This window comes from Mesorhizobium sp. CU3, from assembly GCF_006442965.1.
In the GTDB taxonomy this organism is placed as follows: Bacteria; Pseudomonadota; Alphaproteobacteria; order Rhizobiales; family Rhizobiaceae; genus Mesorhizobium.
In genome coordinates, this window is the sequence record NZ_VFWX01000001.1 from 23,130 (window position 1) to 46,687 (window position 23,558).

General features: G+C 63.1%; 25 protein-coding genes, 2 tRNA genes and 1 pseudogene. 22 read left to right on the forward strand and 6 right to left on the reverse strand.

Translation table 11 applies throughout. The features are described from left to right. Positions 1-747 (forward strand): GGDEF domain-containing protein, encoded by a 747-nt coding sequence (locus FJ988_RS00125; RefSeq protein WP_246688395.1) that lies wholly within the window; start codon positions 1-3, stop codon positions 745-747. Positions 748-792: 45 nt separating this feature from the next. On the opposite strand, the gene FJ988_RS00130 is transcribed toward FJ988_RS00125, so the two are convergent. Further along, positions 793-867: transfer RNA gene (locus FJ988_RS00130), tRNA-Thr, on the reverse strand. Positions 868-1,193: 326 nt separating this feature from the next. Between FJ988_RS00130 and FJ988_RS30710 the strand changes: the two genes are divergently transcribed. The 10 genes from FJ988_RS30710 (at position 1,194) to FJ988_RS00180 (ending at position 7,501) form a co-directional block, all read left to right on the forward strand. Further along, positions 1,194-1,370 (forward strand): hypothetical protein, encoded by a 177-nt coding sequence (locus FJ988_RS30710; protein ID WP_181183379.1) that lies wholly within the window; start codon positions 1,194-1,196, stop codon positions 1,368-1,370. 140 nt (positions 1,371-1,510) lie between these two features. Further along, positions 1,511-2,803, forward strand: a complete 1,293-nt coding sequence (gene murA / locus FJ988_RS00135; protein WP_140814572.1) for a UDP-N-acetylglucosamine 1-carboxyvinyltransferase — start codon at positions 1,511-1,513, stop codon at positions 2,801-2,803. 346 nt (positions 2,804-3,149) lie between these two features. Continuing rightward, the gene (locus tag FJ988_RS00145; RefSeq protein WP_140814574.1) at positions 3,150-3,584 is read left to right on the forward strand and encodes a DUF2948 family protein; all 435 of its coding nucleotides are present in this window, start codon (positions 3,150-3,152) and stop codon (positions 3,582-3,584) included. Positions 3,585-3,586: 2 nt separating this feature from the next. Beyond that, entirely contained in the window at positions 3,587-4,879 is a 1,293-nt protein-coding gene (hisD, locus tag FJ988_RS00150) for a histidinol dehydrogenase (protein ID WP_140814576.1), read from the forward strand. A 2-nt stretch (positions 4,880-4,881) separates the two neighbouring features. Then, positions 4,882-5,367 carry a UPF0262 family protein gene (locus FJ988_RS00155; RefSeq protein WP_140814578.1) on the forward strand — a complete coding sequence of 162 codons (486 nt, stop codon included), beginning with the start codon at positions 4,882-4,884 and terminating at the stop codon, positions 5,365-5,367. Positions 5,368-5,399: 32 nt separating this feature from the next. Next, positions 5,400-5,819: a low molecular weight phosphatase family protein gene (locus FJ988_RS00160; protein WP_407067692.1), complete on the forward strand. Its 420-nt coding sequence runs from the start codon at positions 5,400-5,402 to the stop codon at positions 5,817-5,819. A gap of 198 nt (positions 5,820-6,017) precedes the next feature. Beyond that, positions 6,018-6,236: a translation initiation factor IF-1 gene (infA, locus tag FJ988_RS00165; RefSeq protein WP_006200926.1), complete on the forward strand. Its 219-nt coding sequence runs from the start codon at positions 6,018-6,020 to the stop codon at positions 6,234-6,236. Positions 6,237-6,248: 12 nt separating this feature from the next. Further along, positions 6,249-6,875, forward strand: a complete 627-nt coding sequence (locus FJ988_RS00170; RefSeq protein WP_140814581.1) for a Maf-like protein — start codon at positions 6,249-6,251, stop codon at positions 6,873-6,875. Continuing rightward, a complete protein-coding gene (gene yacG, locus FJ988_RS00175) occupies positions 6,872-7,093 on the forward strand; it encodes a DNA gyrase inhibitor YacG (RefSeq protein ID WP_140814583.1) in 222 nt (73 codons plus the stop codon). Before FJ988_RS00170 ends, yacG begins: the two co-directional genes overlap by 4 nt. Before the next feature lie 332 nt (positions 7,094-7,425). Further along, a tRNA-Phe gene (locus FJ988_RS00180) sits at positions 7,426-7,501 on the forward strand. A 181-nt stretch (positions 7,502-7,682) separates the two neighbouring features. Here FJ988_RS00180 and FJ988_RS00185 read toward each other — a convergent pair. Then, positions 7,683-9,260: a XylR N-terminal domain-containing protein gene (locus tag FJ988_RS00185; RefSeq protein WP_140814584.1), complete on the reverse strand. Its 1,578-nt coding sequence runs from the start codon at positions 9,258-9,260 to the stop codon at positions 7,683-7,685. A 362-nt stretch (positions 9,261-9,622) separates the two neighbouring features. On the opposite strand from FJ988_RS00185, the gene FJ988_RS00190 reads away from it, so the two are divergent. From FJ988_RS00190 to FJ988_RS00235, 10 genes are all read left to right on the forward strand, one after another. Beyond that, a complete protein-coding gene (locus tag FJ988_RS00190; protein ID WP_246688397.1) occupies positions 9,623-10,423 on the forward strand; it encodes an SDR family NAD(P)-dependent oxidoreductase in 801 nt (266 codons plus the stop codon). A 62-nt stretch (positions 10,424-10,485) separates the two neighbouring features. Then, positions 10,486-11,787: an ABC transporter substrate-binding protein gene (locus tag FJ988_RS00195; RefSeq protein ID WP_140814587.1), complete on the forward strand. Its 1,302-nt coding sequence runs from the start codon at positions 10,486-10,488 to the stop codon at positions 11,785-11,787. Between the two features lie 13 nt (positions 11,788-11,800). Beyond that, positions 11,801-12,529, forward strand: coding sequence for an ABC transporter ATP-binding protein (locus FJ988_RS00200; protein ID WP_140814589.1), 729 nt, complete (start codon positions 11,801-11,803; stop codon positions 12,527-12,529). Continuing rightward, the gene (locus FJ988_RS00205) at positions 12,526-13,254 is read left to right on the forward strand and encodes an ABC transporter ATP-binding protein (RefSeq protein WP_140814591.1); all 729 of its coding nucleotides are present in this window, start codon (positions 12,526-12,528) and stop codon (positions 13,252-13,254) included. The genes FJ988_RS00200 and FJ988_RS00205 overlap by 4 nt, the downstream gene beginning before the upstream one ends. Beyond that, positions 13,241-14,098 carry a branched-chain amino acid ABC transporter permease gene (locus tag FJ988_RS00210; protein ID WP_140814592.1) on the forward strand — a complete coding sequence of 286 codons (858 nt, stop codon included), beginning with the start codon at positions 13,241-13,243 and terminating at the stop codon, positions 14,096-14,098. Before FJ988_RS00205 ends, FJ988_RS00210 begins: the two co-directional genes overlap by 14 nt. 4 nt (positions 14,099-14,102) lie before the next feature. Beyond that, positions 14,103-15,131 carry a branched-chain amino acid ABC transporter permease gene (locus tag FJ988_RS00215; RefSeq protein WP_140814594.1) on the forward strand — a complete coding sequence of 343 codons (1,029 nt, stop codon included), beginning with the start codon at positions 14,103-14,105 and terminating at the stop codon, positions 15,129-15,131. Beyond that, positions 15,128-16,165 (forward strand): zinc-binding dehydrogenase, encoded by a 1,038-nt coding sequence (locus tag FJ988_RS00220; protein ID WP_140814595.1) that lies wholly within the window; start codon positions 15,128-15,130, stop codon positions 16,163-16,165. Before FJ988_RS00215 ends, FJ988_RS00220 begins: the two co-directional genes overlap by 4 nt. Continuing rightward, a complete protein-coding gene (locus tag FJ988_RS00225) occupies positions 16,162-16,941 on the forward strand; it encodes an alpha/beta fold hydrolase (RefSeq protein ID WP_140814597.1) in 780 nt (259 codons plus the stop codon). The genes FJ988_RS00220 and FJ988_RS00225 overlap by 4 nt, the downstream gene beginning before the upstream one ends. A 42-nt stretch (positions 16,942-16,983) precedes the next feature. After that, positions 16,984-18,213, forward strand: coding sequence for an acyl-CoA dehydrogenase family protein (locus tag FJ988_RS00230; RefSeq protein WP_140814598.1), 1,230 nt, complete (start codon positions 16,984-16,986; stop codon positions 18,211-18,213). 28 nt (positions 18,214-18,241) lie between these two features. Beyond that, positions 18,242-18,817 (forward strand): flavin reductase family protein, encoded by a 576-nt coding sequence (locus FJ988_RS00235; protein WP_140814600.1) that lies wholly within the window; start codon positions 18,242-18,244, stop codon positions 18,815-18,817. A gap of 131 nt (positions 18,818-18,948) precedes the next feature. On the opposite strand, the gene FJ988_RS00240 is transcribed toward FJ988_RS00235, so the two are convergent. Continuing rightward, positions 18,949-19,449 carry an SDR family NAD(P)-dependent oxidoreductase gene (locus FJ988_RS00240; protein ID WP_140814601.1) on the reverse strand — a complete coding sequence of 167 codons (501 nt, stop codon included), beginning with the start codon at positions 19,447-19,449 and terminating at the stop codon, positions 18,949-18,951. A gap of 11 nt (positions 19,450-19,460) precedes the next feature. Here FJ988_RS00240 and FJ988_RS00245 point away from each other — a divergent pair. Further along, a pseudogene (locus FJ988_RS00245) lies at positions 19,461-19,679 on the forward strand (NAD-binding protein); the annotation flags it as partial. A gap of 158 nt (positions 19,680-19,837) precedes the next feature. Here the strand turns inward: FJ988_RS00245 and FJ988_RS00250 are convergent. Genes FJ988_RS00250 through FJ988_RS00260 form a run of 3 tightly spaced genes read right to left on the reverse strand, consistent with a single transcriptional unit; the run spans position 19,838 to position 23,557 of the window. Further along, a complete protein-coding gene (locus FJ988_RS00250) occupies positions 19,838-20,719 on the reverse strand; it encodes an intradiol ring-cleavage dioxygenase (RefSeq protein WP_140814605.1) in 882 nt (293 codons plus the stop codon). Positions 20,720-20,727: 8 nt separating this feature from the next. Then, on the reverse strand, positions 20,728-22,482 hold the full coding sequence (locus FJ988_RS00255) for an FAD-dependent monooxygenase (protein WP_140814607.1): 1,755 nt from the start codon (positions 22,480-22,482) through the stop codon (positions 20,728-20,730). After that, on the reverse strand, positions 22,475-23,557 hold the full coding sequence (locus FJ988_RS00260) for a branched-chain amino acid ABC transporter permease (RefSeq protein ID WP_140814608.1): 1,083 nt from the start codon (positions 23,555-23,557) through the stop codon (positions 22,475-22,477). Before FJ988_RS00260 ends, FJ988_RS00255 begins: the two co-directional genes overlap by 8 nt. Position 23,558 lies beyond the last annotated feature (1 nt).

Consider the following 23,558-nt stretch of genomic DNA (forward strand, 5'->3'; position numbering starts at 1 on the left):
GTGATTCCGAAAACCCAGACCGCGCCGGTTCGGACCTGGAAGCAGGTCGTTTGGCTGACCTTGCTCGGCACCGCCGCCTGCGTCGTCCTTTCGCTTGCATTGAACTATTTGCTCATGTTCAGCGACGGCCTGACGCCATTCGTGCGCGGGGCGGCGACGGCGATCATCGTGCCGATCGCCATCGGACTGCCGCTGTTTGCCCTACTCGGTTGGCAACAGATTGAAATCCGCCGCTACCGGCAGGAACTGACCAGGTCCGGCACCTATGACCAGTTGACCGGCTGCCTGAACGGCAAAGTATTCACCTCGATGGTCGACCGAAGGGCCGCAAGACCGGCCGGCCCCCGCTCCGGCGCCTTCCTGGTGATCCATCCGCAACATCTGGCATCGATCAACCTGCGCTTCGGCCTGGAATGGGGTGACGAGGCCTTGCGGCTGATCGCGTCGGCCATCCGGTCCGCGGTTCGCAAGGACGACCTGATCGGCCGGCTCGGAACCTCGATGTTCGGCGTCTTCCTCCCGGGCGCGAGCGAGCAGGACGCCAGGGATATCGGCGAGCGCATTCGCGGCGCGGTCGGCGAAATCTATTTCGCGCCGAAAGGCGACAAGGACGTGCTGGCGATCAGCGTCGGCGGCGTCGTCTTCGAACACGAACTCGATTTCGAGGACATGTACCGCTTCGCCGAGGAAGGCATGGCAGAAATCCCGGACGAAGCCGGCATGCGGCTATCGCATGTCACCAACTGAGCCGACGTGGTCACTGCATAGGGTTGGCTTGATGTATCGGGAAGCTGGTGCTGCGAGAGAGGATTGAACTCTCGACCTCTCCCTTACCAAGGGAGTGCTCTACCACTGAGCTACCGCAGCCTGCGATGGCGGCGCTTCTGCCATATCGAATCGGCAAGCGCAAGGCCAAGAAAAACCCAAAGCGTCGCATGTGATTGCCGCTGCAATCGTGAGGTTTGAGGCGGCTGCGCGGGTAATCCACAGCGCGAAACCCGGCCTGGCTGCCGCCTTCCATGACAGGAGCGCGCCAAAATGCTAAAGCGCGTCGCGCTGAAACGGATTCCGGCGACGCGCTTTAGGTTCTTGTTTTTATGCATGTCGTTCTCCCAAACCGATGTCAATTTTGGGCGACATGCATTAGCCATTTTGGATTCGCAGCCGGCTGACAATCGGCGAGGGACGAGACGATGGACGACAAGGCAAATCCACCGAAAAAGGCAGAGGCCGGGCGCAAGGACCGGCTCGCCGAGGCGTTGCGCGCCAATTTGCAGAAGCGCAAGGCGCAGGCGCGTTCCAGGCGGACCGGCAGTGCGGACGAGCGGCCGGAAGGGTTGCCGGCTGCTGGAAAAATGCACAAGGACTGACCAAATCAGCCATACTGGCCGGCGATAGTCGGTTCGGTTTTAAGAAAATGCTATTTCTTGAACCAAGCCGGCCAATGGTCTAAGCCGGGCACCACTCAACCGATTGAAGCGGCCTGTTCGGGCCGAGGGGATTTTATCTCATGGATCGCATCAGAATTGTCGGCGGCAATAAGCTTGCCGGTACCATTCCGATCTCGGGCGCCAAGAACGCGGCTTTGCCGCTGATGATCGCCTCGCTGCTCACCGACGACACGCTGACGCTCGAAAACGTGCCGCATCTGGCCGATGTCGAGCAGCTGATCCGCATCCTTGGCAATCACGGCGTCGACTATTCCGTCAACGGCCGCCGCGAAAAGCAGCAGGAAGGCTATTCGCGCACCATCAATTTCTCGGCCCGCAACATCGTCGACACGACCGCCCCTTACGAGCTGGTCTCGAAGATGCGCGCCTCCTTCTGGGTGATCGGGCCGCTGCTTGCCCGCATGGGCGAGGCCAAAGTGTCGCTGCCCGGCGGCTGCGCCATCGGCACGCGCCCGGTCGACCTGTTCCTCGAAGGCCTGCAGGCGCTGGGCGCCGAGCTCGACGTCGACAATGGCTATGTCATGGCCAAGACCCGGAACGGCCGTCTCACCGGCAACCGCTACGTCTTCCCGAAGGTCTCGGTCGGCGCCACCCATGTGCTGATGATGGCCGCCTCGCTGGCCAAGGGCGAGACGGTGCTGGAAAACGCCGCGCGCGAGCCGGAAATCGTCAATCTCGCCGAATGCCTGATCGCCATGGGCGCCAAGATCCATGGCGCCGGCACGGCCACCATCACCATCCAGGGCGTCGAGGCGCTGTCCGGCGCGCGCGTCAGGGTCATTCCGGACCGCATCGAGACCGGCACCTATGCCATGGCCGTGGCGATGACCGGCGGCGACGTCATGCTCGACGGCGCGCGGCCCGACCTGTTGCAGAGCGCGCTCGACATTCTCGTCGAGACCGGCGCCGAGATCACGCCGACCAATGAGGGCATCCGCGTCAAGCGCAACGGCGCCGGCATTTCGCCGGTCGACGTCACCACCGCCCCCTTCCCCGCCTTCCCGACCGACCTGCAGGCGCAGTTCATGGGGCTGATGACCATGGCCAAGGGCAAGTCGCGCATCACCGAGACGATCTTCGAGAATCGCTTCATGCATGTGCAGGAACTCGCCCGCCTCGGCGCCCACATCACGCTTTCCGGCCAGACGGCGATCGTCGACGGCGTTTCCAAGCTCAAGGGCGCGCCTGTGATGGCGACCGACCTGCGCGCCTCGGTGTCGCTGGTCATCGCCGGCCTTGCCGCCGAGGGCGAAACCACCGTCAACCGCGTCTACCACCTCGACCGCGGCTTCGAGCGGCTGGAGGAAAAGCTCTCCGGCTGCGGCGCAGTGATCGAGCGCATTTCGGGCTGAACGACTGCAAGCAAGCCTTGCAGATAAGAGTGGCCTTTCCCTGCTGGAAGGCCAATGGCCGAGGTCGGCGCCGCCCCTCATCCGCCCTTCGGGCACCTTCTCCCCGTAAACGGGGAGAAGGCCGCGACTGCAGCTTTGGCGACTTTCCTGCACGTTCGCGATTGGCGAAATCCTCGCGAAAGCGCTCCTTCTCCCCGTCACTATACGGGGAGAAGTGCCCGGCAGGGCGATGAGGGGCAACGCCGACCTGACGTGATTACCTTTGGCCGGATCCGTACCGAGGTTGCACGGACCCGAAAGACCGCCTAACAGAGGGCTGAAATCAACCTTCAGGTGCGCATTCCGCATGGCAGCCCTCAAGCTCATCGCGCTCGACGACCAGGATCTGAGCATCGTTTCGGCGCATGTCCAGGACGCCGTGATGAAGGTCTCCGACCTACAATATCTGCCTGCGGCCAAGCGTTTCGTGCTGACCATGAACCGCTTCGTCTGGGAGGCGAAATCCGGCCTGTTGCGCCAGCATAACGAGCGGCGGCAGGCAGTGCTGCATTTCGACCGCGTGCTCAGCGCCAAGACCAGCGGGATCCCGCGCGACAAGCCGGCCGAGGTGTTGTCGCTGCTGGCGATCAGCTTTATCGCCATCAGCAAGCCGGCCGGCATCGTCGAGCTGGTGTTTTCCGGCGGCGGCACCATCATGCTCGACGTCGAATGCGTCGAGGCGCGGCTTGCCGATATCGGCGGTTCCTGGGAAGCCACCTCGCGACCTGTGCACAGGGGCTGAACATGGCCATCACGCTTAGCCAGACCGACGCCGATTTCGAGCAGCGTTTTGCCGCCTTCCTCACCACCAAGCGTGAGGTTTCGGCCGATGTCGAAGCGGTGGTGCGCGACATCATCGCCCGCGTGCGCGCCGAGGGCGACAAGGCGCTGATCGACTACACGCTGAAATTCGACAAGGCCGATCTCGGCAAGCTCGGCATCGCCGTCTCGAAGGACGACATCGCCAAGGCTTACGCGGCGGCCGATCCGGCAACGATCGAGGCGCTGAAATACGCGCGCGACCGCATCCGCTCGCATCACGAGCGGCAGAAGCCGAACGACGACCGCTATACCGATGCCGCCGGTGTCGAGCTCGGTTCGCGCTGGACCGCGGTCGAAGCCGCCGGCCTCTATGTGCCGGGCGGCACGGCCAGCTATCCGAGTTCGGTGCTGATGAATGCGGTGCCGGCCAAGGTCGCCGGTGTCGAGCGTATCGTTATCGTCGTGCCGGCCACAGGCGGCGTCATCAACCCGCTGGTACTGGTGGCGGCGGATCTCGCCGGCGTTTCGGAAATCTACCGCGTCGGCGGCGCGCAGGCAGTTGCCGCGCTCGCCTACGGCACCGAGACGATCCGGCCGGTGGCAAAGATCGTCGGCCCGGGCAACGCCTATGTCGCGGCGGCCAAGCGCCAGGTGTTCGGCACGGTCGGCATCGACATGATCGCCGGCCCGTCGGAAGTGCTGGTGGTGGCCGATCGAGACAACGATCCGGACTGGATCGCCGCCGATCTTTTGGCGCAGGCCGAGCATGACGTCTCGGCGCAGTCGATCCTGATTACCGACAATGCAGAGTTCGGCAAGGCGGTGGAGCAAGCGGTGGAACGCCAGCTCAAGGTGCTGCCGCGCGGCGAAACGGCGGCGGCAAGCTGGCGTGATTTCGGCGCCGTCATCCTGGTGCCGACGCTTCAGGCCTCGCTGCCGCTGGTCGACCGCATCGCGGCCGAGCATGTCGAGCTCGCCTTCGACGATGCCGAGGCGTTTCTCGCAAAAATGCGCAATGCCGGCGCCGTGTTCATCGGCCGGCATACGCCGGAAGTCATCGGCGACTATGTCGGCGGCTCCAACCATGTGCTGCCGACGGCGCGCTCGGCGCGTTTTTCTTCGGGGTTGTCGGTGCTCGATTTCGTCAAGCGCACTTCGATCCTCAAGCTCGGGCCAGAGCAGCTCAAAGCGCTGGCGCCGGCCGCCATCGCGCTCGCCAAGGCCGAAGGCCTCGACGCGCATGCGCGCTCCGTCGGCATCCGGTTGAACATGTAGCCATGCCGGGCCACGACCAAACCCGCGACAGGCTGATCGACGTCGAGCTCGACGAGACGATCGGACGCTCCACGCCCGATGTCGAGCATGAGCGGGCGGTGGCGATCTTCGACCTGATCGAGGAAAACAGCTTCCGGCCGGTCAATGACGACGGCGCCGGCCCTTACAAGCTGAAGCTGTCGCTCGCCGAGTCGCGCCTGGTCTTCGCCGTCAGCCGCGAGGATGGCGCCGACGTGGTCACCCATATCCTGTCGCTGACGCCGCTCAGGCGCATCGTCAAGGACTACTACCTGATCTGCGAAAGCTACTACGAGGCCATCCGCTCCTCGACGCCGAGCCACATCGAGGCGATCGACATGGGCCGGCGCGGCCTGCACAATGAAGGCTCGCAGACGCTGATGGACCGGCTCGCCGGCAAGATCGAGATCGACTTCGACACGGCGCGCCGGCTGTTCACGCTGGTCTGCGTGTTGCACTGGCGAGGCTAGTCCTGACAGTCCTGCCCCACTCGATCCTGTTCCTGTGCGGCATGAACGTCGTGCGTTCACCGATCGCCGAGCAACTGGCGCGGCGCATGCTTCCAGCCACCACCTTCGTCGCTTCGGCCGGCGTGCGCGCCGGTGAGCGCGATCCCTTCGTCGACGCGGTGCTGGCCGAAGACGGGCTTTCGCTCGGCACGCGCCAGCCGCGAACCCTGGACGATCTGGAAGACGACTATTTCGACCTGATCGTGACGCTGGCGCCGGAGGCGCATCATGCCGCGCTCGAGCTGACCCGCTCGCTCGCCGTCGAGGTCGAATACTGGCCGATGCCCGACCCGACCGACACCGGCGGCACCCGCGAGCACATCATGGCCGCCTATCGCGACGTGCGCGAGCGGCTGAAAACGCGCATGAGCCGACGTTTCCTGCCCCCGGTGGCAAAAAACCCGGCGGATTAAGCGTGTTCACAAGCGCACGATTATCATATAGGTTCCGCCGCAATTTCCGGCCGGAGTCGGATGGTTTCAGGTCGAACGGACCTGAAACCATCCGACTCCGGATCGAAGACGTAGAGCACGATGCCGTCCGAAAACCGCTTCACACTTTTCGGCATCATGCTCTAAGTGCCGGAACTACCATCCAAGCAAAGGTATCGAATGCCGAAGGAAGAAGTCCTCGAGTTTCCAGGTGTGGTCACCGAACTGCTGCCCAATGCGATGTTCCGCGTGAAGCTCGAAAACGAACACGAAATCATCGCCCACACCGCCGGCCGCATGCGCAAGAACCGCATCCGCGTGCTGACCGGCGACAAGGTCCTGGTCGAGATGACGCCCTACGACCTGACCAAGGGCCGCATCACTTACCGCTTCAAGTAACAGTTCGGCGCGATGAGCATCCTGCAGAAGCTCGTGCTTGCCTCGGGTTCGCCGCGCCGCATCGAATTGTTGCAGCAGGCCGGCATCGAGCCGGACCGCATCTTGCCAGCCGATGTCGACGAGACGCCGTTGCGCGCCGAGCATCCGCGCTCGCTGGCCAAGCGCCTTGCCAAGTACAAGGCCGAGAAGGCCTTTGCATCGCTGAAAAGCGAGGAAGATTACGCGCCGGCCTTCATTCTCGCCGCCGACACGGTGGTGGCCGTCGGACGCCGCATCCTGCCCAAGGCGGAAACGCTGGACGATGCCGCCAACTGCCTCGGTCTGCTTTCCGGCCGCTCGCACCGGGTCTATTCCGGCATCTGCCTGATCACGCCAGGCGGCAAGCAGCGCTTGCGGCTGGTGGAGACACGTGTCCGCTTCAAGCGTCTGCCGCGCGAGGAGATCGACGCCTATGTCGCTTCGGGCGAATGGCGCGGCAAGGCCGGCGGCTATGCCGTGCAGGGCCTGGCCGGCTCCTTCGTCGTCAAGCTGGTCGGCTCCTACACCAATGTGGTCGGCCTGCCGCTCTACGAGAGCGTGGCGCTGCTTTCCGGCGAAGGCTTCAAGGCGCATCAGAACTGGCACGCCGCGCGCTCATGAGCCTGGACGACAAAGTGACGCCGCTTCGGCCGAAGCGGCCCTGCCCCGAATGCGGCAAGCCATCCTCGCGCGAGCACTATCCGTTCTGCTCGGCACGCTGCAAGGACATCGACCTCAATCGCTGGCTGAAGGGTGCCTATGTCATCCCCGGCCGCGACGGCGAAGAAGAAGAGGACGACGCGCCCAAGCCAGTTCCCGAACCCAAGGACGGGGATTGAGCGGCGCGAGGCGCTGTCTTCACTGATTTTCTTTCCCGACCAAAATCTATGGCTCGCTAAGCCTTTGTTTTCATGCGATTCCGGAGCGAAAAACGCCGCGCATTTTTCCGGGATTTGCGCTTACTTTTCTCGCAATTCCGGACGGAAAACCGCCGAGCACTTTTCCTGGAATTGCGCCTAACTTTCACGCAATTCCGGACGGAAAACCGCCGAGCACTTTTCCTGGAATTGCTCTGGACAGGCAGGATTGCCGTGCTATAACCCACGCGCTTTCAAGGGGCGCCGCTAGGCGTCGCCGTGAAACCCGGCAGACGATCCGTTAGCCGGCACAGGCCCAGATAGCTCAGTTGGTAGAGCAGCGGACTGAAAATCCGCGTGTCGGTGGTTCGAATCCGCCTCTGGGCACCATGTTCCCTTCTCAGCCGGTGCCAGATAAGATCAAAAGCAGCGAATTTCGCTGTGCTTCCGGTGCCTTATCTGTACTTTGAGCCGAACTGACGTCCAAAGTCGCCTTACACCGACCCGACCGGATGGAGAGGTGCGGCAGTCCGATCTGCCGCATTTCGACACCGGGTTCAGGACGTCGGCTTCATGAACCAAGCCGGTATGCAAGCTGCGGACGAGACAAGCCAAGGAGGCGCGCGGCGGCGGAAAGGTTCCCATCGGCCAAGTCGACAGCGGCTTGGTAGACTGCACGCTCCATGTCGCTCAACGAAACCTTGTTTCTTTCCATCAGTTCGAGCATCTGCCGGCCCAAGCCTTGCGAAGCGTCGTCATTCGGAGTCGGGCCACTTGCCCATTTCGCAAGTTGGACTTCTATCTGCTCTCCCGTAATCGAGCCGCCCTGATGAAGGGCAAGCACGGAGGTCAGTACGCCGCGCAATTGGCGCAGATTGCCTCGCCATTGCGTTTGGGCGATCACGCTTGTCGCCGTTTCGTCGAATTCAGGCAGATCGATGCCCATCCGTGACGCGAGCAACCGGACCATAATGCCAGCCAGGTTCAAGCAATCCTGCCTTCGCTCCACAAACGACGGCATGCGAACATGCAGGGGCGAAAGCACGGACCAGAGCGCCGGCGACAATCCAAAGAACGCGTCGACGCTATCGGCAAGCGCAATTACCCTTGGTCCGCCGAGCAGGATGCCGTCCTCAATGGCGCGGGAAAGGCGCGATTGCATCTCCACAGGAATGGCTTGAGCCTCATCTATTATCACCGTTTTCGGAATCGGACCGCGTCGGCTTTGCTTACCCGGCTGGGCAATCTCCGAACACAGTGCAACGTCAACGTCCGAGCCAATGACATGGCGCGGCTCCGGCGGGGAACTGTGCCCTAGGCGGTGGAGATAACACGCCGCGCGGCTGCGCCCTGTGCCAGCGGCACCGGTCACCAGCACCGGAAGTCCCATCATGGCAAAACGGTCCAGCAGATCCTTCACCGGCCTGAGCAAGACGCCGTCAAGCTCGGAAAGATGGCTATGGGCAATGTGAGTCCGCGCCACCGACACAGACGGCGTTATCTCTTGCTGCCCGACGACCCGCTCACGGAAAAAGATGACCTCAGGGTCAGAGGCGCCCCAGGCACTCGCCGGCTTGCCCACGACCCGGCAGTGTCGGTGGCCCTGGGCAGCGCATTCGATTTCCTTGTAGATGACCAATGTATTGAAGAATTCGGTCGCGTAGCCGGACGCATAACCAATCTGTGTCCAGCACATCGGCTCCGCGGCATGGTGCGGGTTACGAAAATGCGAGGCCTCGACGCTATCGTGCCAAAGGAATTCCGCCGCAAAGCGTCCTTTGCGGAAATCGAAGTCGTTGTAGACGGTCTCGACGCGTACGACGCCACTGAAGGTGTGCATGCGGGTCCCGGCCGTAAAGGCGTCCCCGATATCAAGATGCGGCCAGCGCGTACGTACAAATCGGGCGTCCGCCTGACCGGTTAGAAATCCCAGCCGGATCAGGAATACCTTTGCCTCCTCGGCGCCGAGCAACCGGATCAGTTCGCGCCGTAGTTCGGAACCGACCGCAGCCCGTTGCACGACTATGCGATCACCGTTCAGGCTGATTGTTCCGTCGACCGGATTGAATACCAGGCTGCTCAGTAGTTCGCGCACCGTCGGGCGGCCGCCCCGATCGAGGAGCTTGGACGGCTCGGCCTGGGGTCTCATCGTAAGCTCCTCGTCAGATTCGGCACGGCATTGGTGGAAGCCAATTCATCAAATCATAAAATCGATTTGGTTATTTGATCAATCGCCTCGGTCATCATTCTTCATATCATACACCGGTCGGAAAATAATTATCTAACGATCCCAATGCTTTAACTTGAAAATCCGTACTCCGGTCCAACTCCGCTCGCAGTGAGTTTGACAGCACCCCCCTACCGGAACTCCTAATCTCCTCAAATCGGGAGGCAGCGAAGAGTGGAGCCCACAGGACCTTACGCGTTTCGGCGCGCGAGACTGGATCGTGCGTCCGGTCGTGGTCCCCGGTGAGGTCCCAACGCGGAGGGCGCATGGCGAGCTTGCATCAAATGTTTGACGTGGGCGGCAAGTCGGTGATCGTGACCGGCGGAGCCAGCGGCATAGGACGCGCTTACGCGGAGGTCATGGCCGAGAACGGCGCGCGCGTCTGCATCTTCGATCTCGACGCCGAGCGCCTCGACAAGGTGATTTGCGAGATGAAAGCCGGCGGGGGCGACGTCTGGGGACAGACATTGGATGTCGCCGACCGTTCGCGGATGGCATCGGCGTTCGACACTGTTGCGGACAGACATGGTCGGATCGACGTGGTTTTCGCCAATGCCGGCATCGATGCTGGCCCGGGGTTTCTCTCGACCGAGGGACATCGCATTGCCGAGGGTGCGATCGACCTGCTCGAGGACCACCATTGGGACCGGGTCATCGAGGTGAATCTGACCTCGGTCTACACAACGGTGAAGAACGCGGCCAGGCACATGAAGCAGACTGGCGGGGGCCGCATCATCGTCACCTCATCGATCGCCGCGCAAATCAACGAGGCAATCGTCGGCACGCCATATATGCCCGCCAAGGCCGGTGTAGACCACTTCGTCAGGCAGATGGCGATGGAACTCGGCACGTACGGGATCCTGATCAATTGCATCTCGCCCGGCCCCTTCATGACCAACATCGCCGGCGGCAGGCTGCAGATACCGGCCGACCGAAGGGCCTTCGAGCAGCAGTCGCTGATCGGCAGGATCGGCGATCCGGAAGACATCAAGGGGCTGGCGCTCTACCTGGCCTCCCCATGTTCGTCCTACGTGACGGGGAGCCAGATCGTCATCGATGGAGGATCGATGCATCGCATCAAATGAACCTGCGGCGGGAGGCCGTAAGGTGGAGGAAGTCAACCTATCAATACCAGAGGGAGGAAACCATGGTTGAACTGAAATCACGCGACGCGCGCGTGTCGCGGCGCACCATAATCAAGGGAATCGGCGCGGGTACCGTGGCCGCGGCACTCGGCGCTCCTATGATCGCCCGTGCGCAGGACGCGGGCACCATCAAGCTCGGGTTCCTGACGCCGACGACAGGTCCGCTGGCCCTGTTCGGCGAGACCGACGGCTGGGCGGTCGGCAAAGTCAAGGAACTCCTCAAGGATGGACTGGAGACATCGACCGGCAAATATGCCGTCGACATCCTGGTGCGCGATAGCCAGTCCGATCCAAACCGTGCCGCCGAGGTCGCAGGCAACCTGTTGCTGAACGAGAATGTCCATATGCTGCTGCCGGCTTCGACCACCGACACGGTGAGCCCCGCGGCGGATCAGGCTGAGTTGTACGAATGCCCATGTCTGTCGACCGGCGCTCCGTGGCAAGCCATAATCTTCCCGCGCGGCGGCAAGGATAAACCGTTCAAGTGGACCTATCATTTCTTCTGGGGCCTTGACGAGGCGCTCAACACTTTCGTCGGCCTTTGGAACACGATCGAGACGAACAAGAAGGTCGGAATGCTGTTTCCGCAAAACGCGGACGGCGAGACCTGGGGCAACAACGACTACGGGCTTCCGGTTCCGACACAGAAGGCAGGCTTTCAAATCGTGGTGCCCGGCTTCTTCCAGCCGCGCACCAATGACTACACGGCGCAGATCAAAGCATTCAAGGATGCCGGCTGCGACATCGTGGGAGGCATCACATATCCCGATGACCTCAAGACTTTCGTGAACCAGTGCGCCCAGCAAGGCTACAAGCCCAAAGCGGTGACAGTTGCCGCCGCGTTGTTGTTTCCGTCCGGTGTCCAAGCGCTTGGGCCGCTCGGCGACGGTATGTCCTCGGAGGTCTGGTGGACCCCCGCATTCCCGTTCAAGTCGACTATCACCGGGCAGACCAGCAAGGACATTGCCGGTCAATGGGAAAGCGAGACCAAAAAACAATGGACCCAGCCTCTCGGCTATAGCCACGCGCTGCTTGAGATGGCCATCGACATCCTCAAGCGCTCGAAGAACCCGCTAGACCGTGAAGCAAACCGCGAGGCTCTCGCGGCGACCAAGATGCAGACCCTGATCGGCCCGGTCGATTTCACATCAGGTCCGCACCCGAACGTCTCGACGACGCCGATCTTCGGCGGCCAGTGGGTCAAGGGCGAGAAATGGCCCTACGACCTGAAGATTGTCGACAACTCAGTCAACAAGCTGTTCCAGCCGGAGCAGAAGATGAAGCTGATGAGTTGGCCGGCCTGAGGAGTTCGGACCTATGGCCGATGGCGCACTTCTCGAAGCGCGAAGCCTGGGCAAGTCGTATGGGGCACTGCGTGTCCTGCACAACATCAGCTTCGACGTGCGCCGCGGCGAGGTGCTCGGCGTTCTCGGCCCCAACGGGGCCGGGAAAACCACGCTGTTCAACCTGGTCAGCGGCGACACCAAGACAGACGAGGGCGATCTGTTCCTCGACGGCCAGACGCTGGTCGGACAGCCGCCATACCGGCGCTGTCGGATGGGGATCGGGCGAACCTACCAGATTCCACGTCCCTACGTCGGACTGACGACCTTCGAAAACCTGCTCGTCGCCGCGTCCTTCGGCAGCGGCAGCTCGGAGGCAGAGTGCTACGGTCGCTGTGCCGAGATACTGCGAGGTTGCGAGTTGGGCGGCAAAGCCAATCGGCTGGCCGGGTCCCTGACGCTCCTCGACCGCAAGCGGCTCGAGCTCGCCCGTGCGCTTGCGTCCGGGCCGAAGCTTCTGCTGCTTGACGAGATAGCCGGCGGGCTGACGGACGAGGAAGGCAAGGACCTGGTTGCCCTCATCCGAAGAATTCGGGCCAACGGGGTGACGATCATCTGGATCGAACACGTACTGCATGCCCTGCTCGCCGTTGCCGACCGCATGATGGTGCTGAACTTTGGCGAGAAGATTGCCGAAGGCGTGCCGGATGAGGTTATCAAGGACCCCGAAGTGCGCCGGGTCTACATGGGGATCGAGGCATGAACACTCCCCTTCTCTCGACCCACGGGCTTGTTGCCCGGTACGGTGACTTCCAGGCGCTTTACGGCATCGACTTCGAGATCGGCAAAGGCGAGGTCGTGGCGTTGATAGGCGCCAACGGCGCAGGCAAATCCACCCTGCTCAGGTCTATCATCGGCTTGCTGCGTGTCGCGCCCGAAATGGTGATTCTGGACGGCCGTCCCGTCGGCGGCTGCCGCCCCCACCGGATGATCGCCGACGGAGTCGCCATCGTGCCGGAAGGCCGCCGGCTTTTCACCGGCATGTCGGTCGAAGACAATCTCCGCGTGGCGATCGACCACGCCAGGGTGACACGCAACGCTGCCTGGACGCTCGAAGGGATATTCGCCCTCTTCCCGATCTTAAGGGAGAAGCGTCGCGTTCCGGTGGAATCGCTCTCGGGTGGACAGCAGCAGATGGTGGCGATCGGACGCGCCCTGCTCAATCAGCCGCGACTGCTTTTGTGCGATGAAATCAGCCTTGGACTGGCGCCCAAAGTGGTCCGCGAAATCTATCAGTCGATACCGTCCATCTCCCAGAGCGGCACGTCGATTGTGCTGGTCGAACAGGACGTGGGGCTGGCAAAATCCGCTTCCGACCGCCTCTATTGCATGCTGGAGGGCCGGACGACTTTGACCGGGCGATCGCGCGACATCTCGCGCGAAGCCATTGCCGAGGCGTATTTCGGAGGCTCGCATGCATTGGCTTGACGGGCTGATCCAGGGCGTCCTGCTCGGCGGACTTTATGCTCAGTACGCGCTCGGCATGGCCCTGATGTTCGGCGTCATGCGGATCGTGAATCTGACGCATGGCGACTTGATGATCCTGCTCGCTTTGACAGGCATCAGCCTCGCTGCCAGGTTTGCGCTCGGACCATGGCCGGTTCTGGTCATCCTCGTCGTGCTGGGGGCGATCATCGGCCTGCTGCTGCAGCGTCTGGTTCTGGATCGCGTGGTGGGGTCCGATCCACTGCCTTCGCTGATAGCGACCTTCGGTCTTTCGATGGCGCTGCAGAACGCCATGCTGCAGTTTTGGTCGGCCGACACGCGCTCGCTCGGCGCCGGCGGAATCGCGCAGGCGTCGTTCCAGATCGGCTCGCTCTTTGTCGGCGTCCTGCCGCTGATCGTGCTGCTGACGGCAACCGTTCTGACCGGCTCCCTCGATGCAACGCTGCGCCACACCCGCTTCGGTCGCGCCCTGCGCGCGTCTTCGGTGGATGTCGAAGCGGCGGCAATGACCGGCGTAAACCCGAAGAACGTCTACGCCGGAGCCACCGCCATCGCCGTTGCGATCCTCGGTTTTGCCGCCGTGTTCCAATCCATGCGCGCCACGGTCGCCCCAGCCGATGGTCCCTTCCAGCTGATCTATGCCTTCGAAGCGGTGATCATCGGCGGCATGGGCTCGATCTGGGGAGCCTTCCTCGGAGCGATGGTGCTCGGGATCAGCCAGTCGATCGGGTTTCGCATCGATCCCGGCTTCGGCATCCTGGCAGGGCATCTCGTCTTCCTGCTCGTGCTCGCATTGCGGCCGCAGGGCCTCATGGGAAAGGTGTGAGGCCATGACCGAAACGGTTGCAATCAACAGCGACGGACCGGGCATCGTGCGCGTCCAGCGTCAAACGACATCCGGCTTCGTCGCCATGGCGCTGGGCACGAGCATGATCGCAGCTATTGGCTCCATGCCGTGGTGGGCGAGCCAGGGACAAATCCGCGATGTCGTCGAACTGTGCTGCTACATCGCCGTGGCTGCGATGTGGAATCTTCTGGCCGGTTACGCCGGCCTCGTGTCAGTCGGCCAACAGGCCTTCGTAGGCGTAGCGGCTTACGCCATGTTCGTGATGGCCCAACTCTGGGGCGTCAATCCCTTCTTCGCCGTCATTCTCGCGGTGAGCGCACCGGCGCTGCTGGCCATTCCGACCTATGCTCTCCTGCATCGGCTGGATGGCCCCTATTTCGCGATCGGCACCTGGGTCATTGCCGAGGTCATGCGGCTTGCGACTTCCATTTTCGCCTATGTGAACGCCGGTGCCGGAATGAGCCTGCGGGTGATGACTGGTTACTCGGCCGATCAACGGGCGATGGGCGTTTCGTTCCTATGCGCCTTCATGCTGCTCGTCACGGTGGGCGGTTCCTATCTGCTGCTGCGCTCCCGCTATGGGCTGGCGCTGACCGCGGTCCGCGACAACCCTGTTGCCGCCGCCAGCCAAGGCGTGAACGTCGGTCGTCTGCGCTTTCTGATCTGGATGGCCGCGGCGGTCGGAACCGGATTGGCAGGTGCAGTCTATTTCCTCGCGCAACTGCGCATCACGCCGCCCTCCGCCTATGATCCCAACTGGGCCAGCATCGCAATTTTCGTCGTCATGGTGGGCGGGCTGGGCTCCTTGGAGGGGGTGATCATCGGCGCGTTGATCTACTTCTTTGCCGACCGCTGGTTTGGCGAATATGGCGCCATCTATCTCGTCGTGCTCGGCCTTCTCACCCTGTTCATGGCGATCTTCGCGAGAGGCGGCGTGTGGGGCGTGATATGCAAGATCGTCGACGCGCCCTGGTTTCCGACCCGACGGACGCTGCTGGAGGACAAGCCATGAGAGCTGCCCTCTTTCATGATATTCGGGAGCAGCTGCGTATCTCCGAGCTGGCGCTCCCGACACCGTCGCCAGACGAAGTCCTGCTTCGGATCGCCGCCTGCGGCATCTGCGGTTCGGACCTGCATATGTCCGACGATCCGGCCACTTTCGGGGTCAATCGGGGCGACGTGCTGGGGCATGAGTTCGCCGGCGAGATCGTCGAGTGTGGCCGCGATGTCACCGGTCTCAAGCCGGGCGATCGCGTTGCCATCGCGCCGATGCGCGGCTGCGGCCACTGCGCTTCATGTCTTGGCGGCGAGCCTGCCTGGTGTGCGCAGATGCGACTGATCGGCGGCGGATACGCCGAATATGCCGCTGTCGCGGCCCGGCAATGCCGCATCCTGCCTGACGACCTGCCGACGGCAGAGGGCGCACTGGCCGAGCCTGTTGCAGTCGGCCTGCACGCAGTCGCGCGTTCCGGCCTCAGGCCGGGGGATCGCGTGCTGATCCTGGGTGCCGGACCGATTGGCTTGCTGGTTGCCTTCTGGGCCCGGCGGCTCGGCGCGCGAGATGTCGTCGTCGCCGATCTCAACCGCCACCAGGAATCGCGCGCGGGGGCCATAGGCGCGACTGCATTCGCTCTATCGGGACCGCGCCTGTCTGACGAGTTCCTGGCTCTGAGCGGAGGAGAGCCGGACGTCGTGTTCGAATGCGTCGGCAAGCGCGGGCTGATCGACTTCGCCTGCCGCCTGGTGCGCCCCCACGGGACGGTCGTCGGCGTGGGGCTTTGCGTGGGTGGGGATGACTGGGACCCTTTTGCCGCGCTGTCGAAAGAGATTCAGATCGTGTTTGCCGTGTTCTTCACTATGGCAGAATTCGAGGCCGCTCTGGACGCGCTAGGCCCGGGGCAGTTTCAGCCGCAGTCACTAGTCACCGGGCAGATCGGCCTCGTGGACGTGCCCGAAATCTTCGAGGGCCTCAAGCGACGCACGACGCAGTGCAAGGTGCTTATCCGGCCAGACTCGACCAGCGCGACGCATCGGAGGAACTCATGACGTTCGAAACGCTCTCCTACGAGATCGACGGTGTACACACGGTCGTGAAAGCCATCGGAAATGGCCCCGCCGTCTTGGCATTGCACGGGGCTGCAACCATCGAGGGGCACGATTGGGCGCGAGGCCTGGCTGATCGCTTCCGCGTCTATCTCCCTTTCCATCCAGGGTTCGGCGAAAGCGGTGATGCCGCGCATGTGTGCGGTATGCAGGACATGCTGGTGCACAATCTAAGGCTCGTTGCCGTGCTTGGCCTCGACCGTCCCCATCTCGTTGGTCATTCGATGGGCGGCTGGATGGCGGCCGAGATGGCCGTGCTTGCTGGAGAACGCTTCGGCAAGCTCGTGTTGAACGCGCCGGCGGGGCTGAACCATCCAGACCATCCGGCGACAGACCTTTCGTCGATCGAACCGGAGGCACTGCCCGGCTATCTTACAAACGACGTCGCCGTGGCACTGCACTACTTCCCCGGCGGCGCGCAGTGTCCGCCGCTTGAAGAGTTCGTCGCCGCGCGCGCGAAGGAAGCAAGAGGGCTCGAACGCATCCTCAACCCGCACGGAATGGGGCACCCGAACCTCGGCCGGTGGCTGCCCCGCATTCCAAACCGGACCTTGATCGTGTGGGGCGAGGCGGACCGTCTGGTTCCCGCCTCGCAGGCTCCGATCTGGGCCGAGCGCATCCCGAATGCCAACATGTTCATCGCGCCGGGCATCGGACATCTCGCAATGCAGGAAGACCCTAAGATCGTTGCGGCGATCGGCGATTTCCTCGCCGCATAGCCGCAAATCGCAACGAAGATATCCATGCAAGGAGGAAGAGGCATGAACGCACCATTGAATCACCGTTCCGGATATTGGGGGACCACGGCCGATCTCCCCTCGCTGCTTGCGCAGATTCACAAGATCGGGCCGATCCTCGAAGCGAACGCACCCGAGAACGACAAGCTCGGCAAGTTGAACGACGCGACCTTCGAAGCACTGAAGCCACTGCGCATGTCGCACATCTTCGCCGGTGAAGATATTGGCGGGTCGCAGCTCTCGCCCACCGATGGTCTGCAGTTGATCGAGGCGATCACCTACTATAGCGGTGCGGCCGGCTGGGTCTCGATGGTGCATGCGTGCATCGGCGCGATGTCTGCCGCCTTCCTACCCGATACGGCGATCGCACGCCTGTTCGGCGGTGATATCGACAATCGCTTTTCGGGCCAGGGCACGCCGACAGGCATGCTTAGGAAAGTGGATGGCGGTTACCTGCTGAACGGTAAGTGGTCCTATGCGAGCGGTATCTATCACGCCACATATACCCACACCGCGGCATTGCTGGACGATGGAAAGGGGCAACCGGCAAAGGACGAGGACGGCAACGTGATCGTGCTGTGCGCGCATGCGCCGGTCAGCGATCATCAGTTGCTTGGCAACTGGGATGTGCTCGGCCTGAAAGCGACCGGCAGCATCGACTACGGCGCCAAGGATGTCTTCATACCCGACGACATGGTGTTTCCGATCATGACGGCGGAACCGCAGCGGCTGAAGGAGTTTTTCAGCCTTGGCGTCGTCGGGCTTGCCGCGATCGGTCATTCGGGATGGGCCATCGGTGCGTCCCGGCGAATGCTCGACGAGATGGCGCGTTATGCCGTTTCAAAAACCGGTCGCGCCGGCCTGCTTGGCGAGAGCGACAAATTCTGGTTCGACTACGGGCGGGCCGAGGCTCGAGTGCGTGCCGCGCGAGCCTTCCTGTTCGAGGTCTGGCGCGACGCCGAGTCGTCCATCGAGGCCGGCGACCGCGTCTCGACGCGCCAGGTCAGCCTCATTCATCTCGCCAAGTCGGAAGTGCACGAGGCAGGCGTCGATGCCTGCCAGTTCGTCTACCGCGCAGCCGGCGGCGCATCGCTGCGCGAGGGCATCATGCAGCGCACCTATCGCGAGATGCTGACCGCGGCCAACCACTTCACGATCAACCCCAATATGGTCGCCGCAGCCGGGCGGGATCTGGGTGGCCTGTGGAGCGAGCGCAGCTGGCAATTCTACGACCTTGTCGACAAGAAGAAATAGCACTCTCTGCCAGAGGGTGGATGATCGAATGACAAAGAACGGCGCAACAGACTCGGCCGCACAGGTGGCGGAGGCCTTCCTCACGGCCTTCCGCCATCACCCTTCCGGCGTAGCGATCATCACCGCCGACCCCGGCGACGGACCGGTCGCGCTGACCATCAGCTCACTCATTTCCGTCAGCGTCAAACCGCCCACCATTGCTTTCTCGCTCTCGGACATTTCATCCAGCGCGCAGGCAATCCGGCAAGCTGCCACCGTCGTCGTCCACTTCGTCAAGCGCGACGACATGCAGCTGGCGCGGTTGTGCGCAACGAGCGGCGCGGACCGTTTCGGTCCCGATGTGGCCTGGGCACGGCTGCCGACGGGAGAGCCCCATTATCCCCAAGTGGACCTGTGGTTCCGGGCCGTTATCCGCGGCAGGCTGGCCGTGCCGGGCGCGGGCCTCGTAACGGCTGAACTGATCCAATCTTCGACACATGCACAGCGCACCGATGAGCACGACGCGCTCGTCTATGCCAATAGGACCTGGCACGGCCTGCGGCCGATCGCCGATTCAATCCGGACGCCGCTGATCCTTTGGCCAGACGATTCCGCAACGTTCTGAACTGCCTGCGGCAGCCTCTTAACCGTGGCATTTCGCCGAGGCTGGCGTCTGAGAGAATAGATATCGAGTTCATTGTCCATCAGGCCGCGCTCCGCCTGATGGACATCAAATCGACCGGATGTCACGCCTGTTCAATTGTAGACGCCGCCGTCGATAGAATAGGCCTGAGCGGTGATATAGACGGCTTCGTCCGACAGCAGGAACGTGTATAGCGGCGCGATTTCTTCCGGTGTCGACTGGCGGCCAAGCGGCACCATGGCCTTGACCAGCTGGGCCTGAGCTTCACGTCCGCCCATGAAATCGATGGCTGGGTTGTTGAAAGGTGTATCGATAAAGCCGGGGCAGATAGAATTGACGCGAATGTTGTCCGCCGCAAGCTCGAGCGCAGAAGCGGTGGTGAAAGCCATGACCGCCCCCTTGGACGCGGCATAGGCCGTGATACCGGGGCCACCGCGCTTGGCAGCCAGCGACGCCGTATTGACGATTGATCCGCCCCCAGCCTTTCTCAAGTGAGGGATGGCGAAGCGGGTGGCGAGATAGACACCTCTGGCGTTGACGGCCATCAGGGCGTCCCAGTCCGCAAGCGCGGACGTCTCCAGCGGTCCGGCCTTCTGAAGGCCGGCATTGTTGATTCGACGCCGGCTTCGGGCTTGATCTCATGGTGAAGGATCTGGGAATTGCGCTCGGTGTTGCGCAAGCCACGGATACGCCTGTGCCCTTCGCCGGCCTCTGCCATGACCTTTGGTCAGGCGCCCAGAAAGTGCTCGGCAAAGGGCAGGATCACACAGCCGTGGCTCGCTTTGCCGAATTGCTGGCTGGAACAGAGCTCACCGGCGGATCGGGATCGTCCGAGCAGCCATAAGAGAGCAGTCGCCGCAGGAGCGGCTGGCGACCGCTTGCGCATGCATTGGAGCCGGATTGGATCGGATGCGCCACGATCGAAGCGACAGCGACCGGCAAAAACTCGACCGAAACCGCCGAGCGGCAGGCACGCTCAGTCGGCGGGCCTGCCGCTGTGGTTCAGCCGCAAGGCGCCAGTACGAAATCGTACTCGACGTCCCAGAACGGCCCAGCGAAGTCGAGTTCCTTCGAGCGAACCGGATCCTGCACGCGCTTGAACTCGGCAAGCAGGCTTTCCTTCACGCCGAAGACGGCATCCGAATTGATGTAGGGATCGTCAGGGTCGAAGATATGCGTGGTCAGCGTCTCGAAACCGTCGGCCTTCAGGATGAAGTGGAGATGCGCCGGCCGATAAGGATGGCGGCCGAGCGCATGCAGCAACTGGCCGACCGTGCCGTCGTCCGGGATAGGATAGAATTTCGGCTTCACCGCCCTGAACCAATAGCGGCCGTCGACGCCGGTGCGGAACACGCCACGCAGGTTGAAGTCCGGCTGGATACCTTTCTGCTGCACGTCGTAGAACCCCTCGTCGTTGGCTTGCCAGACATCGAGAACGGCGCCCGCCACCGGCTTGCCTTCCGTGTCAAGGATGCGGCCATGGATCGCCATGTCCTCGCCCTTGCTGTCGAGGCAGATGTTGGCGCCCATCGGCAGCTCCGGCGCGTCCGCGATGTGGAAAGGCCCCAGCACCGTCGATTCCGACGCGCCGTTCGGCTTGCGGTTGTTGATCGCGTCGACCAGCATCGACACGCCGAGCACGTCGGAAAGCAGGATGAACTCCTGTCGCCAGTCGGTGCAGAGCTGTCCGGTCCTGGTCAGGAACAGGATCGCCTGCATCCATTCGTCCTGCGTCGGTTCGATCTCCTTGACCGCCTCATGCAGCTTGCGGGTTATCACTTCCATCACCTGTTTCAGCCGCTCGTCCCTGGCGTTCTTATTGCGGCCGGTGACGACCTCGACCGAGTTCTCCTCGGTGAAGAAACCTTTTTCGTGTGCGTCCATCGTGAACCTCACAAGGCCAGAACGGATTTCAACGCGCGGCGCAGCTCGGCGACCGGATCGTCGGCGATTGCTTCGCGCCGCCAGCAGACATGCTGGTCGGGCCGCGTCAGCACGATGCCGCTGTCGCGCACCTGGCGCAGGTTCGCCCAGTCGCCGGTCAGGTCCTGCCAGGCCTGCCGCGGCCCGATGACATGCGCGTTGATGTCGATGCCGAGTTCCTTGCCGAGCATCTTCGCCGCGTCGGCCCAGCCCTTGCCGCCAATGCCGGTGAAGACGGTGAAGCGGCCCTTGCCGCACAGGTCGAGCGTCGAAGCCTTGGCGCCGCCTTCGCCGAACACCCAGGCATGTGGCAGGCGCGCGCCGGGCCACGTCGTCGGCTGGTAGTGCAGCTCGGCGTCCTTCTCGAAGGCCGGCTCCTCCTGCCCATCGGTCAGCACAGCCGTCGAGAGGTAACGCTGGTTCATTTCGACGCCATGCGCGTCGAACTCGTAGACCTTGAAGGCTATGGTCTCGCGGATCTTGCGGCGCTGCTCCTCGGCGGCCGGCGTGTCGTCGCAGCGCGCATCCATGTTCTGCTGCATCTTCACCGGGTCGATCGAATCCAGCAGGCCGAGCGCCTTGAAGATCGGCCCGAACTCCTCGATCGACTTGTTGGCACGCGTCACGATCTGCTTGGCCACCGGCGCACGCTCGACCTGGAAACTGTCGAGCAGTTTCGTGCCCGCCTTGCCGGTCAGCACATAGGCAAGCTTCCAGGCAAGGTTGAAGGCATCCTGGATCGAGGTGTTGGAGCCGAGCCCGTTGGACGGCGGATGCCGGTGCGTGGCATCGCCCATGCAGAAGACGCGGTCGTTCTGCATGGTGGTCGCGTACATGTTGTTCACGGTCCAGGTCGAGACCGAAAGGATATCGATGTCGAGTTCCGGATCGCCGACCAGATCGCGCGCGACCTTGGTGGCGAAGGCCTTGTCCACCACCGGCGCCGGCTGGTTGATGTCGTAGCCCCAGACGATCAGCCATTCGTTCCAGGGCCGCACCATGCGCACCAGCCCCATACCGATGCCGCCGACATCGGCGCCCGGCTGCACGACCCAGTAGAGCACCGAGGGGCGGTGAGCGACATATCTGGAGAGGTCTGCCTTGAACAGGATGTTCATCGAGCCGCCGACGCCCATCTTGCCTTCGAAGGTCAGGCCGGCGTCCTCGGCCACCTTCGAATTGCCGCCGTCGGCGCCGACCAGGTACTTCGAGCGGATGGTGAAGTCCTTGCCGGTCAGCCGGTCGTGGCAGGTCGTCGTCACGCCGTCCGCATCCTGGACATGGCTGAGATACTCGACCGACATGCGCCCCTGCGTGCCACGCGAGCAGGCGGTCTTGTAGAGCAGCGGTTCCATGAAGGTCTGCGGCAGGTCGTTCATCCGCGAAGGGGAGGAAAGCTGGTGCTCGGCACGCGAATTGGGATGCTTGCCCCAGGTCTTCAGCCGGCCGATCTCTTCGCCGGCAAGCGAGGTGCAGAATACGTTCTCTCCCATCAGGTCTTGCTCGCTGGCGAACATATAGGCCTCGTCCTCGACATCCCGGCCGAGGTCGCGCAGCACCTCCATGGTGCGCTGGTTGGTGATGTGCGCGCGAGGGGTGTTCGCCAGCCACCGGTAGCGGTTGATCACCATGTTCTCGACGCCATAGGTGGCGAGCAGAGCGGCGCATGCCGAGCCTGCGGGCCCGGTGCCGATGATGAGAACGTTGGTGGTGATGTCAGCCATGCGGCACTCCCTTGGTTTTCGTTGGCGCGCCCGTCAGGATGCGACGGACGGGAAAGAGCTGGATCCCAGTGCGGTCCGCGAACAGGCCCCACAAGCCGCGCGGTGCGACCAGCATCACTGCGATGCCGATCAGGCCGAGGATGAGCAGGTACCATGAGCCGTAGTCGGCAAGCACATTGCGCAGCACGAAGAAGACGATGACGCCGACGACCGGCCCTTCGATCGTGCCGATGCCGCCGATCACCACGATGAAGATGACATAGGCGGTCCAGTCGGTGACCGAGAAGGCGGCGTCGGGCGAGATGCGCGCCTTCTGTACATAGATCAGCGCGCCGGTGACCCCGCTGACCAGACCCGCGAGCAGATAGACGGTCGACTTCATCCAGCGCGGATCGACGCCGACGGCGCGTGCCGCTTCCTGATTGTCGCGCACGGCGGCGAGGCCGAGCCCCTGCCTGGAACGCAGAAGCCAGTGGATGAACAGGATCGTGGCAGCGGCCAGAGCCAGCGCCAGCCAGTAGCAGAGCACGTCGGTCGCTTGCGAGGCGCGCCAGCCGAACAGGTCGGCGATCCATCTGACGCCGGCCATGTCGCGGGTGGCGCCGGAAGGCAGCGAGGTTCCGGTGCCACCGCCGAGCGCCTTCCATTGCGCGAAGGAAAGCCGCACCACCTCGGCGATCACCCAGGTGCCGATGGCGAAATAGGCGCCCTGCAGCCGGAAGACGAAGAAGCCGGTGGGGATGGTGAGCACGGCCGCCAGCAGCCCAGCCAGTACTATGCCGACGAGTGGATCGAGGCCGAGCAGAATGACGGCGGCGAACATCGCATAGGCGCCGAAGCCGACAAAGGCCTGCTGGCCGACGGAGACGAGACCGGCGAAGCCGGCGAGCAGGTTCCAGCATTGCGCCAGCACCAGCATCGTCAGGATGAAGAACAGGTCCTGGACCACGGCACGCGAGGTGAACAGCGGTGCGGCGAAACCGAGCGCCAGCACCGCGACGGCCACGACGAGGAAAGCCGACGACAGCCGCGTGCGCGTCTCGACCTTGAAGCTTGGCAACGCGTCGACCGCCATC

Bases quoted from the DNA above. Each gene is read 5' to 3' on its own strand.
- infA (WP_006200926.1), top strand. From the start codon at position 6,018: ATGCCGAAGGAAGAAGTCCTCGAGTTTCCAGGTGTGGTCACCGAACTG.
- FJ988_RS00195 (WP_140814587.1), top strand. From the start codon at position 10,486: ATGGTTGAACTGAAATCACGCGACGCGCGCGTGTCGCGGCGCACCATA.
- FJ988_RS00155 (WP_140814578.1), top strand. From the start codon at position 4,882: ATGCCGGGCCACGACCAAACCCGCGACAGGCTGATCGACGTCGAGCTC.
- FJ988_RS00250 (WP_140814605.1), bottom strand. From the start codon at position 20,719: ATGGACGCACACGAAAAAGGTTTCTTCACCGAGGAGAACTCGGTCGAG.
- yacG (WP_140814583.1), top strand. From the start codon at position 6,872: ATGAGCCTGGACGACAAAGTGACGCCGCTTCGGCCGAAGCGGCCCTGC.
- FJ988_RS00220 (WP_140814595.1), top strand. From the start codon at position 15,128: ATGAGAGCTGCCCTCTTTCATGATATTCGGGAGCAGCTGCGTATCTCC.
- FJ988_RS00215 (WP_140814594.1), top strand. From the start codon at position 14,103: ATGACCGAAACGGTTGCAATCAACAGCGACGGACCGGGCATCGTGCGC.
- FJ988_RS00260 (WP_140814608.1), bottom strand. From the start codon at position 23,557: ATGGCGGTCGACGCGTTGCCAAGCTTCAAGGTCGAGACGCGCACGCGG.
- murA (WP_140814572.1), top strand. From the start codon at position 1,511: ATGGATCGCATCAGAATTGTCGGCGGCAATAAGCTTGCCGGTACCATT.
- FJ988_RS00200 (WP_140814589.1), top strand. From the start codon at position 11,801: ATGGCCGATGGCGCACTTCTCGAAGCGCGAAGCCTGGGCAAGTCGTAT.
- FJ988_RS00205 (WP_140814591.1), top strand. From the start codon at position 12,526: ATGAACACTCCCCTTCTCTCGACCCACGGGCTTGTTGCCCGGTACGGT.
- FJ988_RS00190 (WP_246688397.1), top strand. From the start codon at position 9,623: ATGTTTGACGTGGGCGGCAAGTCGGTGATCGTGACCGGCGGAGCCAGC.
- FJ988_RS30710 (WP_181183379.1), top strand. From the start codon at position 1,194: ATGGACGACAAGGCAAATCCACCGAAAAAGGCAGAGGCCGGGCGCAAG.
- FJ988_RS00185 (WP_140814584.1), bottom strand. From the start codon at position 9,260: ATGAGACCCCAGGCCGAGCCGTCCAAGCTCCTCGATCGGGGCGGCCGC.
- hisD (WP_140814576.1), top strand. From the start codon at position 3,587: ATGGCCATCACGCTTAGCCAGACCGACGCCGATTTCGAGCAGCGTTTT.
- FJ988_RS00145 (WP_140814574.1), top strand. From the start codon at position 3,150: ATGGCAGCCCTCAAGCTCATCGCGCTCGACGACCAGGATCTGAGCATC.
- FJ988_RS00210 (WP_140814592.1), top strand. From the start codon at position 13,241: ATGCATTGGCTTGACGGGCTGATCCAGGGCGTCCTGCTCGGCGGACTT.
- FJ988_RS00230 (WP_140814598.1), top strand. From the start codon at position 16,984: ATGAACGCACCATTGAATCACCGTTCCGGATATTGGGGGACCACGGCC.
- FJ988_RS00225 (WP_140814597.1), top strand. From the start codon at position 16,162: ATGACGTTCGAAACGCTCTCCTACGAGATCGACGGTGTACACACGGTC.
- FJ988_RS00255 (WP_140814607.1), bottom strand. From the start codon at position 22,482: ATGGCTGACATCACCACCAACGTTCTCATCATCGGCACCGGGCCCGCA.
- FJ988_RS00170 (WP_140814581.1), top strand. From the start codon at position 6,249: ATGAGCATCCTGCAGAAGCTCGTGCTTGCCTCGGGTTCGCCGCGCCGC.
- FJ988_RS00235 (WP_140814600.1), top strand. From the start codon at position 18,242: ATGACAAAGAACGGCGCAACAGACTCGGCCGCACAGGTGGCGGAGGCC.